This is a genomic window from Roseovarius indicus, from assembly GCF_008728195.1.
Taxonomy (GTDB): Bacteria; Pseudomonadota; Alphaproteobacteria; order Rhodobacterales; family Rhodobacteraceae; genus Roseovarius; species Roseovarius indicus.
Window position 1 is genome coordinate 1439471 of the sequence record NZ_CP031598.1, and the last position, 15946, is coordinate 1455416.

Below are 15946 nucleotides of genomic sequence, written 5' to 3' on the forward strand. Positions count from 1 at the left end.
CGGACAGGCCATGTGGATGTCCATTCTTGTTTCGGGGCTCGCGCTCGGATCTGTCTACGCGACGATCGGGATCAGCTACAACACCATGTTCCAGGCCTCGCGCGTGATGAGCTTCACGGCAGGGCAGGTGGGTATGCTGGGCGGCGTCCTCGGGGCTGCGTTCATGCTGCATGGCCTGCCGCCCTTCCTCAGCCTCGTGGCGACATTGCTGTGTTGCGCGGTTGTCGGGCTCATCGTCGAGTTCGTCGCCGTGCGGCCCGTGCTGGCCCGGATCGACCAGCATCTCTATGTCGTGTCGACGCTGGCCTTCGCGATCGTGATCCAGCAACTTGTCGCGATCTTGTGGAGTACGGAGCCTCAGCCCTTCCCCCGTCTTTTGGGCGAGGGAACCGGGCTGGCGGACGAAAAATACTGGTTGCCCATGGTCGCCTGTGCGTTCGTCTTCGTCGGGCTGCACCTGCTGCTGTCGTACACGCTGACCGGGCGCGCCTTTCTGGCCGTGGCCGAGGACACGTACCTGGCCCGGGCGCTGGGCCTGCCGGAGCGTGGTTTGCGAATGGCAAGTTTTGCCCTTGCCGGTGCCATCGGCGGGCTGATCGGTTTTGCCAGTGGCCAACTGCTTCTGGCGTTCTTTGCCAATGGCGCGATGCTGATCGTGTTCGGCTTCATTCCCGTGGCACTTGGCGGTTTGGGAAGCGCGACCGGGGCGTTGATTGCCGGGTTGGCGCTTGGGCTGTTGCAGCAAACGGCGAATTTCCTGGTCGGCGGGGTGTTTTCCAGCATCGTTGTCTTCTCGGTCTTCATTCTCGCCATGCTTCTGAGACCTAACGGACTGTTCGGCGACACACGCGAAAGGCTCGTCTGATGGATACGACCCGACCGGCTGCGCCGGCTTTCGCCTTCAATTCGGTGATGGCGATCGCGGGTGTTGCCGTGCTTGCGGCGCTGGTCTCGCTTCCAGTTTGGGGTGATGACTATTTCGTCGTGATTGGCACGCGCATCCTTGTCTACTGGTGTCTGATCAGCGGTCTGAACCTCGTGGTCGGGTTTGCCGGGCAACTGGCCATTGGCTATGTCGCGGTTCTGGCGGTGGGCGGGTACACGGCGAGCGCGCTGTGTTTCCATCTCGGGCTCGATCCGTTCCTGTCGATGGCGGCAGCCGCGGCCCTTTGCGCGCTGGCCGGGCTGATTGTCGGGATACCTGCGCTCCGGTTGCGAACCTTCTACTTTGCCGTGGCAACGCTCGGGGCTGCACAAATCGTGACCCAGATCGCGTTTTCATGGACCAGCGTCACGGGCGGCGGGATCGGTATTCCCGGCCCGATGTTTCCGGGGGCGCTGGGGTCGGTGAGCGGGCTGTATTACGTGTGCATGGTGGCGGCGATCCTCTGTACGTGGCTGACGACCAACCTTGCCTTCAGCCGCTACGGGAGAGAACTGGTTGCGTTGCGCGATGCGGGTGTCGCGGCTGCATCCTGCGGGCTGTCAAACCGGCGCTCGCTGGTGCCGGTGCTGATCTTCGCAGGCGCGCTTGCCGGGGTCGCGGGTACGCTTTACGCATCCGTGCAGACATACATCACCCCGGAAGCGTTCAATTTCGACCTGTCACTGCTGTTCTTCGTCGCCATCCTGGTCGGAGGGCGCGGTACAGTTCTGGGGCCGGCGCTGGCGACCGTGATCCTGACAATCCTGCCAGAGCTGTCGGTCGATCTGGCGGCGTGGTCGACACTGATCCACGCGGCGCTGTTGCTGGGCATTACCCTTCTGGTTCCCGGGGGTATCGGCGAGGGCCTGCGCAAGCTTACCGAGCCCCCGTTGCCCGAAAGCCGGGTCATCCGCATTCGGCCGGAGCTGGCGCGTGACCATGACCGCACTGAAAAGGCGCCGCTTGAGGCCAGTGAGATCAGCATCAGTTTTGGCGGGCTGAAAGCCGTGGACGCGGTGTCGCTGTCGGTGGTGCCGGGGGAAGTGCACGGATTGATCGGCCCCAATGGCAGCGGAAAGACCACGACGCTGAATGTCATCTGCGGCTTCAACACGGCCTCGGAAGGGGCCGTGCGCATCGGTTCGGACCTTCTGGCCGGCGGCGTACCGCAAGAGGCCGCGGCGAAAGGGATCGCGCGGACATTCCAGACGCCGAAGGTGGTCGGCGAGGCAACCGTGCTGCAGAACGTCCTGATCGGCGCGCAATCTCCGTCCACCGGATTTGTCAGCGCGGCGCTTGGCCTTCCTGCACAGCGACAGGACGAGCGCGCCATGCGCGAGCGCGGTATGGTCGCGTTGCGCACTGTCGGGCTGGACGCCTTTGCGGATCTGTCCTGCGAAAGGCTGCAGCACAGCGAATTGCGGTTTCTGGAAATTGCACGCGCCCTGATGATGGAACCGCGGTTTCTTTTGCTGGATGAGCCGGCGGCCGGCCTGAGCCGGGACGAGATCGAGCGGCTCGACGAGCTTATCGCCCACCTGGCCCGTGATGCCGGCATCGGTGTTCTGATGGTGGAGCATCATGCCGACCTGATCTTCAAGGTCTGTGACAGGATCACGGTGCTTAACTTTGGCGCTGTGCTCGCATCCGGTACGGCGGACGAGGTGCGCACAAACAAGGAGGTGCAGAATGCATATCTCGGCACCGGCTGATCCCGTTCTCTCGGCCAGCGGAATCGCGGCGGGATACGGCAAGATCGCCGTGCTCGAGGATGTTGCGCTTGATATCGGCACGGGCGAGGCCGTGGGTCTGGTCGGGCCCAATGGTGCCGGGAAGACCACGCTTCTGAACGTGCTTTCCGGGCTGCTGCCTCGGAGCGCGGGAGAGGTCCGGTTCGAAGGTGCCGGTCTGCCCTCGGGAGCGCCGCGCGCGACGGGCCGGGCCGGGATCGTGCAGGTGGTCGAAGGTCACAGGGTCTTTTCCAAGCTCAGCGTGCGCGACAACATCGAACTTGGGGGGTACGAGATGCAGGCCGCCGCACGACGGGCGCGGCTTGACGATGTGCTTCAGACCTTTCCCGAACTGCGCGACCGGCTTGCCGAGAAGGCTGGCGCCCTGAGTGGTGGACAGCGGCAGATGCTTTGTATCGCCCAGGGGCTGATGCGTGCCCCGAAACTTATCATGCTTGATGAGCCGTCCGCGGGGCTGGCGCCGATTCTGGTCGATCGGGTCGTGAAGCTTGTGGAGGATCTTTCGACAAGGGGCGTGTCGGTTCTCTTCGTCGATCAGCTTGTCGATCGCGTGGCGGCGACCTGTGATCGGGTGTACTTGATGCGGCAAGGGCGGATCATCGGTCAGACATCTGCGGCCGACCCGGGCTTCAAATCAAGGTTGGAAGACGTCTTCTTTTAAGGCCACGCCGGCGGACAAACCGCGTCGCACCGGCATGAACGCCGGACTGTCTTTTTGTAACTGCGAAAGGTCAGGCGGGTTCGACCGGAGGCGCGCTGCGTTTTTGTCACGAGGTCTTCCACGGCTCCGGTTTCATTCAGCGGGTGCCCATTAATCCGACATTGGCAAGTTTCGGGGCTCAGCAAGCGGTCAAAATCCGGTCAATCGGCAATTAAGGCGGATTTCTGAGCCCCAGCCCTGTCGTGAGGGGCGTGGTTCTGTAAGCTACAGTACATAGACGTCAGTGAGAAAGCTGACGGCCTGACGGCGAAGAGCGGGTGTGACAGAGCGGAAATCCGTTCCCTGCGACTCGCTACAGCAAGACCGGGGGCGCGAAGAGCGTGATGGCGCGGGACGACTTCGTTCAGCGTGTGGCCGCCCCGGAACCAAAAATCCAACTGCCCCGAAGGGGGATCGCAGTTCGTGCGTGTTACGCCCAGAAAGCGGAGCTCGCCGGGCAAAGGAGCATAGCGACTTATGAATGCACTCGCGGAAACCGCAGAGCTGAGAAACGACCTGGACCTGCCGGCGAAGGATGCGCGGCACGTGCTGCACCCCTGGGCCGATCTTCAGGCACTTGGCAGTGACCGGCCGGTTGTCATGAACAGCGCCAAGGGCGTGCGGGTGAAGGACAGCGAGGGCACGACCTATCTCGATGCGATCGGGGGCATGTGGTGCATGACCGTGGGCTACGGCTGCGAGGAGCTGGCCGATGCGATCGGGGATCAGGCGCGGCAGATGGCCTATTACACGTCGTTCGGGGATGTCTCGAACGAGCCGGCGGCGCAGCTGGCCGAAAAGCTGGCCGAGTTGTCGCCGGGCGACCTGAACCGGGTGCATTTCACGACAGGCGGGTCGACGGCGGTGGAATCCGCCGTGCGGATTGCGCATTACTATTTTGCTGCGCAGGGCAAGCCCGAGAAGCGGCACGTGTTGTCGCGGGTCAATGCCTATCACGGCGGTACATACCTGACGCAGTCCCTGTCGGGGAAGGCGGCGGACAAGACGCACTTCCATTACGAGACCGAGTTCATCCATCACCTGTCGAGCCCGGGCCATGATCCGGACCGCGACCCGCTCAGCGCCGAGGCGCGGCTGACGGAACTGCTCGACGAGATGGAAGCGGAGATCCAGAGGCTTGGGCCGGAGAACGTGGCCTGTTTCGTGGCCGAGCCGATCCTGGCGTCGGGCGGTGTTCTGACCCCGCCGAAGGGCTATCAGAAGGCGACGCTGGAGCTGTGCCGCAAGCATGGTATTCTTTACGTTTCCGACGAGGTGGTGACCGGGTTCGGGCGGCTGGGGCATTTCTTTGCCTCTGAGGCGCGGTTCGGGATCGTGCCGGACATGATCATCACGGCCAAGGGCATCACCTCGGGCTATCAGCCGCTGGGGGCGGTGCTGGTCTCGGATCGGATTGCCGAGACGATTTCTAAGGCCGCGCCGTCGGAGAAGCCGGTGTTTTCCAACGGGTTCACCTATTCCGGCCATCCCGTCGCCTGTGCGGCGGCGCTGACCAACATCAAGATCATGACGCGCGACGATATCTGCGGCCATGTCCGCGATGTCGGCCCCTATTTCATGGCGCGCCTGCGGGAGCTTCTGGATTCGCCCATCGTCTATACCGTGCGGGGCGACCACCTGATGGCCTGCGTCGAGTGCTGGACCGGGGAAGAGGCCGGCCCCAACGACAAGAACATGGCGCTGGCTGCCCGGGTCGATGCGTATTGCCAAGAGGCCGGCCTGTTGGTGCGGCCGTATGAGAACCTTTGCATCCTGTCGCCGCCGCTCGTGATTTCGCGGGACGACATCGATGAGATTGTCGGCATCATGGGCAGCGCGCTGACGCGCGCCGCCGCCGACCTGGAGGCCGGCCGGCTGTGAGGCTGGCTGCGCCCTTCTTCTACCCAATTGAGTTCAACAGGAAAGAGGACAGACTATGACCCAACCGACCACATTTCTCGATTGCCGCGGCCTTTCGGCTGCTTTGACAGTTCTGCGTATCAAGCAGACGATGATCGGTCGCGCGGATTGCGGGCTGCCGATCGACGTTCTGGTCGACGAAACCTGCTGCAATGCCGAGCGTGTCTCGGCCAGCCTCACCGGCGAAAGCACGGATGTGCAGTTGTTTTACTGCGCCGAAACCATGCCCGGCGTGATCGCGCAGGGCGAGGCTGAAGGGACTGCGCCGCGGCATGTCTGAAGCCGCAAGCGCACCGTTAGCCGAACCACGAAACACCAAAGACCGGAAGAGCGAACCGCCCGGTCCACCAGAGGCCTGGTGGGCGCGCGAAGACCTTTGCTACAAGGCGGGCCGGCTTTGCCTTGGGGATGCAGACCTTGACGCCCTGGCGGACAAGGTCGGTACGCCGGCCTATGTCTTGCGCCCACCCCGCGTTCTGCACAATGCGCGCCGGCTGAAAGCGGCGCTGGCCGGGGCAGGGGTCGATCACCGTCTTTACTATGCCATCAAGGCGAACCGCACGCCGCAACTGCTGTCATACCTGGCTGCACAGCGCGAAGTGGGGGCGGATATCTGTTCGCCCGGCGAGTTGCATCACGCGCTGGCCTGCGGGTTTCGGGAAGAGGATATCTCGTTCACGGCAACATCGCTGGCACCTGCGGATTTCGAAGCGCTGGCAAAGTTCGACCGTCTGAACATCAACCTCGACTCGCTGTCGGCGCTGGAAAGCTTCGGTCAGCTCTGCCCGGGGCGTGAGATCGGGATCCGGATCAATCCGGATCGCGGGATCGGGTATGCTGGCAACGACATGCTGCAATACAGCGGTGTAGAGGTCACCAAGTTCGGCATCTACATCGATCGCTTGCCCGAAGCGCTCGAGATCGCTGCAAAGCAAGGGTTGACCATCAAGCGGGTCCATTTCCATGCCGGATCGGGCTACCTTGACCGGGAGCTTTCGCAGCTGTCGGACGTGCTGGCGGCAAGCCGGGATTTCCTTGCACAGCTGCCAGATGCGGTCGAAGTCAATATCGGTGGGGGGCTGGGTGTGCCACACACCCCGGATGACCGACCGCTCGACCTGGAGAAATGGGCCAAGACGGTAGCGGATGCGTTCGCCGGCAGTGGGTTGAAGATCGCGGTCGAACCCGGCGATTTCCTCGTGAAGGACGCGGGCGTACTTCTGACCCGCGTGACCTATGAAGAACGGCGGCGCGAGGTCGCGTTCCTCGGTCTCGACGCCGGGTTCAACCTTGCCATGGAGCCGGCCTTCTACGGGTTGCCGTGCGAGCCCGTGCCGGCGGTGCCGAGAGATGCGAAGACGACCCGCTACACCGTGGTCGGCAACGTGAACGAGGCGTTGGACAAATGGGCGGTGGATCACGCCATGCCGGAGCCACGGCCCGGCGATGTCGTCGCCTTGATCAATGCCGGCGGTTACGCGGCGGCGATGCGGTCGGATCATTGCATGCGCGGCGAAGCAAAAGAGGTGCTGCTGCTGGATTGATGGCTGCAAGGCCTCACCTGCGCACCCGAGATACAGGCGACAACAAGGACAGGACAGTATGACCGATTTCAAAACGCCCGAGACGGTGGGCGACTCCGAAGAGCCGGTGGTCACACCGCATGCGCCGGAATTCGCATTCGACCCGACCGACCCGTGGACAGAGACATTTCAGAGAGGGTTGGAAATTGCCGGGCTGGGGGGCAAGCGGGTCTATGAAGTCGGTATCGGCACTGGGATCAACGTCGCCTTCATGCTGCAGATTTGCGAGGCGGCCTTGGTGTCGGGCAGCGACCTCGACCCGCGGCTGGCCGGTCTGGCCGAGCGCAATGTCCGGGATCTGGCGCCACGCAGGGCGGACCGGTTTCACCCGGTCGAGGGCGCGGTCAGCCTGATCGACACGCCCGAAGCGCGGGCGCAGGTTGGGCGGTCGGACGTCATCGTCGGCTGCCTGCCGCAGGTCGGCGAGCCCGACGATGTGCGGCTGCGGGCCTTTCGCACGGCGCAGAAGGCGAAGCTTGCGAAGGGGGCAGATACCCGCGACGAGGATCATATCGCGCATTATTACCCTTGGGCGGAGTTCGATTCCTATCCGTTCAACTCTGTGGGGCTTGGGCTTAACGAGGCGTTGTTGCGCCGGACCCGGGCGACTGCGCCGGCGGCAGATGTGGTGCTGAATTTCGGCGCTCGTGTCGGTTCGGCTGTTCTCTTCGAATTGTTCGAGGCGAACGGCTATGTGCCCGAGAAACTGCATTCGCAGATCGTGCTGCAACATGCGGGCACCGACATCTCGTTCTTCGTCGCGCTGGAGAATGCCCTGGCGCAGACCGGACTGGAGCGGGAGTTCACCTGCGAGTTCTACGGTGACCCTGAGGGTGCCACGCGGCTGAGCGCGACCGAAGCGCAGGCGCTTGTCGACACGGACAGCGCGGCCGAGATCTATCATGAAGTCTGTGTGATCCGTGGCCGACCCGCACTCTCGGAAAACGATCCGTCCGATAGTTGACGCCGGCGACGGTCGCAGGGGGCAAACGTTGCCGATCCTGTAAAAGATGTTGGGGTGGCACCCGGGACACCACATTCGCCTTGGATATCAAGGCGGAAGACGGAGTCGGTCGGGTGCCGCCTGAACCCGGTTGGTATGGGTATTGAACGTAATCGCCCGGGCCGGTCGTCAAGCATGACGCCATGCTGTCGCAACATGTGCGATCTTTGGGTCGTCCTTGGTGTGAAGTCGCGCCAAGCGTTCGCCAATATGGTCCGGCGCGTCGGAAACTAATGGGCCGTCCGTCAGGTGCTTGCCCTACAGCTTGTCCGGCCCCATCGAGCATTCTTCTTCCAGATAGCGGAACTCCCAATGGCTAGTTGCGCCATTTTGGCCATGTGACCGCGTTCGGGGGGGGGGGGGCGGCTGTGCGCCGTTCGCCGTGCCGGTGGCGATCAAGACATCCCCCGAATACAGTTTCCAGGTCGCACGATATGGTCCACTGAACAAATGCTGAGGGGCGACATCCACCGCGAGAGCCCAAATCACCGCTTCGGTCCTGCCTGGCTTTCGGTCCTGAAATCAATCGCTTGAATGTTTGATAAAAATATATCGTTGACGAAAGCAACGATATAGGTGATTGATGTAACTCGAGGATGGAATCGGAGGAGGACAGACGTGGTTAAGCCAGCTCAAATGTTCATTGCCGGCGAATGGTGCGATGGGCAAAACGGATCGGCGGAGGTATTGGATCCGGCGACGGGCGAGACGGTTGGGGCCGTCGCCATTTCGGGACCTTCCGATCTGGATCGTGCGCTGGAGGCCGCGGAGACAGCTTTCAAATCGTGGTCGCAGACATCCGCGTATGAGCGGTCTGCCATGTTACGCAAGGCGGCCGATCTGCTGCGTGAGCGGGCCGAAGACATCGGCCGGCTGATGGTAAGCGAACAGGGCAAGCCGTTTGCGGAAGCGAAGGGCGAAGTCATAGGCTCGGGCGATCACATTGACTGGGCGGCCGAAGAGGGGCGGCGCATGTATGGCCGGGTCATACCGGCGCGCGCCGCGAATGTTCAGCAGATCGCCTACAAGGTGCCGCTGGGGGTCGTGGCCGGGTTTTCGCCATGGAACTTCCCCGTCAGCCAGGCCGTGCGCAAGATTGCCGGCGCGCTTGGCGCGGGCTGCACGATCATCATCAAGTGCCCCGAGGAGACGCCCTATAGCTGCGCCGAGCTGGTCCGGTGTTTCGAGGATGCCGGCGTACCGAATGGGGTTGTGAACCTCGTTTATGGCGTGCCGAACGAGGTGTCGGAGTATCTCATCCCCGCCCACCCGGTGCGCATGGTGTCGTTCACCGGTTCGATCCCGGTGGGCAAGACGCTGGGCGAGATCGCCGCGCGCCACGTCAAGCGCTGTACGCTGGAACTGGGCGGGCATTCACCCTTTGTCGTGGCCGAGGATGCCAATGTCGATGCCGCCGTGAAGCTGGCGGCGACGCTGAAGTATCGCAACGCCGGTCAGGTCTGCGCCGCGCCGTCGCGCTTCTATATCCACGACGCGCATTACGAGCGGTTCGTGGACGGGTTCGTGGCCGCGTCGAAGGAGCTGAAAGTCGGGGCCGGGTTCGATGACGGTGTGCAGATGGGCCCGCTGGCCAACGCCCGGCGGCTCGATGCGATGGAGGGTTTCGTTGCGGATGCCGTCGATCGCGGGGCAAAACTGGTGACCGGCGGCCGCCGGATCGGGAACAAGGGCAATTTCTTCGAGCCGACCGTACTGACCGAGATTCCGGAGGACGCGCAGGTCATGGTCGACGAGCCGTTCGGCCCGATCGCGCCGATCCTGCCGTTTTCCTCGCTCGAGACGGCGATCGAGAAGGCGAACGCGCTGCCCTATGCGCTGGCGGCCTTCGCTTTCGGAACGTCGCAGAGCACGGTGGACCAGCTGAGCCGGGGGCTCGAGGCGGGCATGGTGTCGATCAACCATTTCGGCATCGCCAGCCCGGAGACGCCCTTCGGGGGCATGAAGGAAAGTGGCTACGGCAGCGAAGGCGGCGTCGAGGGCATGGATGCCTTTGTCACGACGAAATTCGTCAGCGCCGCGGCGTGAAGGAGACGTTGGAATGAGCCTGAAGACAAAAGCCGCGCTGTTGCTCAAGCAGGGGATCGAAGGCCCCTATGCCAACAGCCGGCCCATCGAGATTGCCGAGATCGACCTGACGCCGCCGGGCGACGAGGAGGTCCTGGTCAAGGTGACGGCCGCGGCGCTGTGCCATACCGACCTGAGCTTCGTCAGCGGGGACCGGCCCAAGGAAATGCCGATGGTTCTCGGGCACGAGGCCTGTGGCGAGGTGCTGGAGACCGGCGGCCGCGTCAGCGACCTGTCCGCCGGCGACCAGGTGATCTTTTCCTTCATGCCGCGCTGTGGCCATTGCCCGGAATGCATCGATGGGCGCCCGGTTCTGTGCGAGGAGGGGACGAAGGCCAACGGGGCGGGCACGCTTCTGTCCGGTCATCGCCGGATGCATTACAAGGGCCAGGACATCCATCATCAGGCGGGGCTTTCAGCCTTTTCCGAGATGGTCGTGGTGTCGCGTCATTCGCTGATCAAGGTGGACGATCCGGTCGAGCCGACCCATGCGGCACTGTTCGGCTGTGCCATCCTGACGGGCGGCGGGGCGGTGGCGAACTCGGCCGGTGTGGGCGTCGGGGATACGGTGGCCGTTGTCGGGCTTGGCGGTGTCGGGCTGTCCTCGGTCATGATGGCGCGGGCCTGCGGGGCGCGCGAGATCATCGGGATCGACGTGAACGAGGACAAGCTGGCCCAGGCGCGGGAGCTGGGCGCGACGGCGACCTTCAACGCGCGCGACGAAGGCTGTGTCGAGGCCGTTCTCGAGCACACCAAGGGCGGCGTTCAATACGCGCTGGAAATGGCCGGCGTGCCGTCGACGATGGAGATGGCCTATGCCATCACCCGCCGCGGCGGCACGACCGTCACCGCAAGCCTGGCCCGGAACGATACCATCTGGAACCTGCCGCCGGTGTCGCTGGTGGCCGGCGAACGCACGGTCAAGGGCAGCTATTTCGGCTCGAGCGTGCCGCCGCGCGACGTGCCGCGCTATCTCGACCTGTTTCGGCAGGGACGGTTGCCGGTCGAGAAGCTGCTTTCGGGGACTTTGAAGCTGGATCAGATCAACGAGGGCTTTGACAAGCTCGCCGCGGGGGCGGTGACGCGTCAGGTCATCACATTCGACTAACCATCCATATCTTCAATAGGGAGGAAACCATGAAGAAGGTACTGATTACGGGGCTTATCCCGATGATGGTGGCGGGCGCCGCGTCCGCACAGGAACTGACGATCGCAGGCTTCGGAGGCAAGGTGCAGGAGGATCTTGCCTCGACGTTGTGGATTCCCTCGGCGGAACAGGCCGGGATCGACCTTCGGCAGGAAAGCCATGACGGCATCGCCGGTGTGCGCGTGCAGGTTCAATCCGGAAATCCGGGTTGGGATATCGTGCACCTGGGCGCCGACAACTGCGCCGTAGGGGCGCGCGAAGGACTTTACGAACCGCTCGATTACGACGTGATCGACGCCAGCGGCATCGACGAGGCGTCGCGTGGCGACGAGTGGATTTCGATCAACTCCTACTCGGTCGTGCTGGGTTACCGCACCGATACCTATGGCGACAACCCGCCCAAAAACTGGGTCGATTTCTGGAATATCGAAGACTTCCCCGGCCGGCGCGCGCTGGGTGTCTATCCGCAGGAGATGATGGAAATCGGTATCCTCGGTTCGGGCGTGGCCAAGGAAGACGTCTATCCGCTCGACATCGACAAGGCGATCGCGTCGCTCGAGAAGATCCAGCCGAATATCGACGTCTGGTGGACGTCGGGCGCGCAGTCGGCGCAGCTCATCGCCGATGGCGAGGTTGACATGCTGGCGATCTGGGGCAGCCGGGTGACCGGGGTCATCAACAACGGTGCGCCGGTGGCCTATACCTACGAGGACGGCATTCTCGGCACGGGTTGCCTTGCCATTCTGAAGGGCTCGGACAATGTCGAGGCGGCGCAGAAGCTGATCTCGCTGGTCGTGTCGCCCGAGATGCAGGCCCGCATCCCCGAAGAGATGCCCTATTACGGACCGGCGAACCAGAAGGCGTTCGAACTGACCGAGGCGCCCGAGGACGTGGTGAAGGCGTCGAACACCGCGCCCGAGAACGCCTCGAAGCAGCTTATCCTCGACGTGGACTGGTGGGCCGAGCATGCCGCCGACGTTCAGGAAGAGTACAAGATGATGATGGTCCAGTAAGGCCCGTCGCATCTTCGGAACACTGCCCGGCACATGGTTGCCGGGCAGCCAGGGAAGGACCATGCTCCGACCCAATCAGACCCAGAAAAGGTTAAACGACATGCCCGGTCAGGTCGCAATCCGCGAAGTGAGCAAGAATTACGGGGCCTTCGTAGCGCTCGACGAAGTGAGCTTCGATATCGAGCCCGGCGAATTCATCACCCTGCTTGGACCCTCGGGGTCGGGCAAGACGACGCTTCTCAATGTGTTGGCCGGTTTCACCCGGCCGAGTAGCGGCAGCGTGCAGCTTGACGGCAAGGAATTCCTGACACTGCCGCCGCATCGCCGCGATGTTGGCATGGTCTTTCAGAGCTACGCGCTTTTCCCGCACATGACGGTGATGGAGAACGTGGCCTATCCGCTCAAGCTGAGGAAATTCGGTAAATCCGAACGGGAACGCCGGGCGACCGAGGCGCTATCCACGGTCAAGATGGACCACCTGGCCGACAGGGCGATCCAAGCGCTCTCGGGCGGTCAGCGGCAGCGGGTGGCGCTGGCGCGGGCGATGGTGTTCGAGCCCCGCATGATGCTCATGGACGAGCCGCTTTCCGCGCTCGACAAGAACCTGCGGGAGCATATGCAGATCGAGCTCAAGCGCCTGCACGGGATGCTGGGGACGACGACCGTCTACGTGACCCACGACCAGCGCGAGGCGCTGACCATGTCGGACCGGATCGCCGTGATCAACAACGGCAAACTCATGCAACTCGACACACCGAGCCAGCTTTACGATTTCCCGGCGAACCGGTTCGTGGCCGAGTTCATGGGCGAATCCTCGTTCCTGCCGGTCAAGATCTCCGATGGTACGGCACGTCTGTTCGGCAATCCGATCGTCACGCGCGAGCCGTGGAGCGGCGACCACGATGCGTGGTTGCTGATCCGGCCCGAGAAACTGGCCTGGAACGCGCCGCAACAGGGCGAGGCGAACCGTATCGAGGGCACGGCCCGCGAGGTGATCTACCAGGGCGACAGCTATCTGCTCGATATCGCGCTGCCCGAAGGTCATTCGGTGGAAGTGCGGTGCAACCCGCACACCGCCGGTATCGAGATACCGGAACCTGGCGACAAGGTTTCCTTCTGGATCAAGCGATCCAGCACGATCCTGGTTGAGGACGCAGGACAATGACCGATTACGCAATGTCCTCTTCAGGCAGCCCCGGCAAGCTGAACGCCGGGATACTGCGCCGCAAGGAAGTCATGGAGCGGTTCAGCGCGACGTCGCTGACCTTTCCCGGCCTGGTACTGATCGCGCTGGTCCTTCTGGTGCCCGTGCTGTGGCTGTTCTGGCTTTCAGCCTTCGACGCCGCTGGCGACCTGAGCTGGGCCAACTACGAGCGCATGGGCAAATCGATCTACGTGCGAACCTTCACCACGACATTCCGGATCGCCATCATCGTGACGGTGTGCTGCGCCATTCTCGGATACCCGGTCGCCTACCTCATGTCGCAGGCTGGGCGGCGGCTTTCGCTGGTGATCCTGCTGTCGGTGCTGCTGCCGTTCTGGACGTCGGTTCTGGTGCGGACCTATGCGTGGCTCGTGCTGCTTCAGCGCACGGGGCTGATCAACGGCTGGCTTCAGAACTGGGGCATCATCGACGAGCCGCTGGCGCTGGTCCACAATGAACTTGGTACGATCATCGGCATGATCCACGTGATGCTGCCCTTCATGATCCTGCCGCTCTACGCCTCGATGAAGGCGGTCGACCCCTCGCTGATGCTGGCCGCGTCCAATTGCGGCGCCACGCCGGCACAGGCGTTCCGGCAGGTCTATTTCCCGCAGACGGTTTCTGGACTCAGTTCCGGTGCGGGCCTGATCTTCGTGTTGTGCCTCGGCTTCTTCGTGACGCCCGTGCTTCTGGGTGGTGGCCGGACGTATATGTGGGCCATGCAGATCGCCGACAACATCTCGCTTTACGGCAACTGGGGGGCTGCGTCGGCGCTGGGCGTGGTGCTGGTCATCGCGACGGCGCTGGTGCTGCTGGCCGTCCAGTTCGTGCTGCGCCGGGCAGGGGGGACCAAGTGATGCTGTCGAAACCCGTCACCCGCACACAGATCACCCGCGGCCAGCGCCTCTGGCTCTACATCGTCGTGGGCCTGGTGATGATCTTCCTCGTCGTGCCCTGCCTGCTGGTTGTGCCGATGTCCTTCTCGGCTGGCGAGTACCTCGAATTCCCGCCGAAGGAGCTGAGCCTGCGCTGGTACAGGGCCTTTCTCGGCTCGCCCGAATGGCTGAACGCGCTTTGGGTTTCCGTGCGCGTCGCGGTGCCGACGATGATCATCGCGACGATCATCGGCACGGCCGCGGCATGGGGGCTGCACCGCCGCACGGACATCTTTGCCACGGGCGTGCGCGGTATCTTCATCCTGCCGATGCTGGTGCCGCTGATCCTGATCGCGGTCGGCGTGTTCTTCGTTTACGCCAAGGTCGGGCTGAACGGCACGATCGGCGGGCTCATCCTGGCCCATACGATGCTGGCGCTACCTTTCGTGCTGATCGCCGTTGGCAATGGGCTGGCCAGCTTCGACATGGCGCTGCACGAAGCCTCGCGCAGCCTTGGGGCGACGGAGCTGCGGGCGTTCCTGTCGGTCACATTGCCGCAGATCCGGATTTCGGTGATGTCCGGCGCGGTCTTCGCCTTCGTGACGTCGTTCGACGAGGTGGTGGTCGCGCTCTTCGTGTCCTCCGGCGAGAACGAGACGCTGACGCGCCGGATGTTCGCCAACATCCGCGACCAGGTCGACCCGACTGTCGCTGCCATCTCCTCGTTGCTGGTGGGCATGGTGATCGTCGGCATGATCGTCTTCCTCTTCGTCGGCCGCGACGAAACGCAGGAGCACTGAGGATGACGGGCCCGCTTGTGATCTGCGAATGTTTCGCCCGGGACGGGCTGCAGCACGAGACCGTTCAGGTCGCCACCGGCGACAAGGTCGCGCTGATCGACGCCATGACCGAGGCCGGCTTTCCGCGCATCGAGGCGACGAGTTACAGCCATCCGAAGCGCGTGCCCGGGTTCTCCGACGCGAGCGAGGTTCTCGCGGGCATCAAGCGGCGCGACGGCGTGCATTACAAGGCGACCTGTCCCAACCCGAAGGCGGTGGAACGGGCGCTGGCGGATCTGGAACAGGGCCACGGCGCGACCGAGCTGAGCTTCCTCGCCTCGGCCACGGAAAGCCATTCGCAGAGAAACCTGCGCGCGACGCGCGAGGAGCAATGGGCCCGCGTGGAAGAGATGGCGCGGCTTGCGGGCGGAAAGTTCCGCCTCGTCGGGGTGATCTCGGTGGCGCTGGGCTGTCCGTTCGAGGGCCCGGTCGACCCGGGCCGCGTGGTCGAGGACGTGGCGCGTTTCGCCGCGCTGGGCGCCGAAATTGTGACGGTGGGCGACACCGTCGGCACCGGCACGCCGACGGCGGTCAGGGCGCTGTGGGAACGGTTCGCCAGGGAGGTGCCCGAGGCGACCTGCGTCGCGCATTTCCACGACACGCGCGGCACCGGCATCGCGAACTGCCTTGCCGCGCTCGAGGGCGGGGCCACCCATTTCGACAGCGCCTTTGGCGGGGTCGGCGGGCACCCGTCGGAAATTCAGTACGGGACCGGGCGGACAGGCAATGTCGCGACCGAGGATCTGGTCTCGCTCTTCGAGGCGGAAGGCCACGAGACCGGGATCGATATGGATCGCATGATGCGGATCTCTGAAGAATGCGAGCGTGTGCTTGGCAGGCCGCTCGACAGCAAGGTGGCGCGCGCAGGGCTGTTGCCGCGCCGGGCCGCGTGACGATGGCA

At 63.7% G+C, this 15946-nt stretch carries 14 protein-coding genes; all 14 read left to right on the forward strand.

Annotated features, from left to right (window positions below; translation table 11 throughout):
- Positions 1-16 precede the first annotated feature (16 nt).
- The 14 genes from RIdsm_RS06670 (at position 17) to RIdsm_RS06735 (ending at position 15938) form a co-directional block, all read left to right on the forward strand.
- The gene (locus RIdsm_RS06670; protein WP_074940208.1) at positions 17-865 is read left to right on the forward strand and encodes a branched-chain amino acid ABC transporter permease; all 849 of its coding nucleotides are present in this window, start codon (positions 17-19) and stop codon (positions 863-865) included.
- Positions 865-2637 carry a branched-chain amino acid ABC transporter ATP-binding protein/permease gene (locus RIdsm_RS06675; protein WP_057814721.1) on the forward strand — a complete coding sequence of 591 codons (1773 nt, stop codon included), beginning with the start codon at positions 865-867 and terminating at the stop codon, positions 2635-2637. Before RIdsm_RS06670 ends, RIdsm_RS06675 begins: the two co-directional genes overlap by 1 nt.
- The gene (locus tag RIdsm_RS06680; protein WP_057814723.1) at positions 2615-3337 is read left to right on the forward strand and encodes a branched-chain amino acid ABC transporter ATP-binding protein; all 723 of its coding nucleotides are present in this window, start codon (positions 2615-2617) and stop codon (positions 3335-3337) included. Before RIdsm_RS06675 ends, RIdsm_RS06680 begins: the two co-directional genes overlap by 23 nt.
- Positions 3338-3853: 516 nt before the next feature.
- Complete coding sequence (locus tag RIdsm_RS06685) at positions 3854-5257, forward strand: aminotransferase (RefSeq protein WP_057814725.1); 1404 nt, start codon at positions 3854-3856, stop codon at positions 5255-5257.
- Positions 5258-5312: 55 nt separating this feature from the next.
- On the forward strand, positions 5313-5576 hold the full coding sequence (locus RIdsm_RS06690) for a hypothetical protein (RefSeq protein WP_057814727.1): 264 nt from the start codon (positions 5313-5315) through the stop codon (positions 5574-5576).
- A complete protein-coding gene (locus RIdsm_RS06695) occupies positions 5569-6840 on the forward strand; it encodes a diaminopimelate decarboxylase (RefSeq protein ID WP_082647320.1) in 1272 nt (423 codons plus the stop codon). Before RIdsm_RS06690 ends, RIdsm_RS06695 begins: the two co-directional genes overlap by 8 nt.
- A 58-nt stretch (positions 6841-6898) precedes the next feature.
- Positions 6899-7843 carry a hypothetical protein gene (locus RIdsm_RS06700; RefSeq protein WP_057814729.1) on the forward strand — a complete coding sequence of 315 codons (945 nt, stop codon included), beginning with the start codon at positions 6899-6901 and terminating at the stop codon, positions 7841-7843.
- A gap of 675 nt (positions 7844-8518) precedes the next feature.
- Positions 8519-9928, forward strand: coding sequence for an NAD-dependent succinate-semialdehyde dehydrogenase (locus RIdsm_RS06705; RefSeq protein WP_057814731.1), 1410 nt, complete (start codon positions 8519-8521; stop codon positions 9926-9928).
- Positions 9929-9941: 13 nt separating this feature from the next.
- Positions 9942-11075, forward strand: a complete 1134-nt coding sequence (locus tag RIdsm_RS06710; RefSeq protein WP_236553199.1) for a zinc-binding dehydrogenase — start codon at positions 9942-9944, stop codon at positions 11073-11075.
- A 29-nt stretch (positions 11076-11104) separates the two neighbouring features.
- On the forward strand, positions 11105-12127 hold the full coding sequence (locus RIdsm_RS06715) for an ABC transporter substrate-binding protein (protein ID WP_057814732.1): 1023 nt from the start codon (positions 11105-11107) through the stop codon (positions 12125-12127).
- A gap of 100 nt (positions 12128-12227) precedes the next feature.
- Positions 12228-13292 carry an ABC transporter ATP-binding protein gene (locus RIdsm_RS06720; RefSeq protein ID WP_057814734.1) on the forward strand — a complete coding sequence of 355 codons (1065 nt, stop codon included), beginning with the start codon at positions 12228-12230 and terminating at the stop codon, positions 13290-13292.
- On the forward strand, positions 13289-14188 hold the full coding sequence (locus tag RIdsm_RS06725) for an ABC transporter permease (RefSeq protein WP_236553200.1): 900 nt from the start codon (positions 13289-13291) through the stop codon (positions 14186-14188). Before RIdsm_RS06720 ends, RIdsm_RS06725 begins: the two co-directional genes overlap by 4 nt.
- A complete protein-coding gene (locus tag RIdsm_RS06730) occupies positions 14188-15006 on the forward strand; it encodes an ABC transporter permease (protein WP_057814736.1) in 819 nt (272 codons plus the stop codon). Before RIdsm_RS06725 ends, RIdsm_RS06730 begins: the two co-directional genes overlap by 1 nt.
- Before the next feature lie 2 nt (positions 15007-15008).
- The gene (locus RIdsm_RS06735; RefSeq protein WP_057814738.1) at positions 15009-15938 is read left to right on the forward strand and encodes a hydroxymethylglutaryl-CoA lyase; all 930 of its coding nucleotides are present in this window, start codon (positions 15009-15011) and stop codon (positions 15936-15938) included.
- Positions 15939-15946 lie beyond the last annotated feature (8 nt).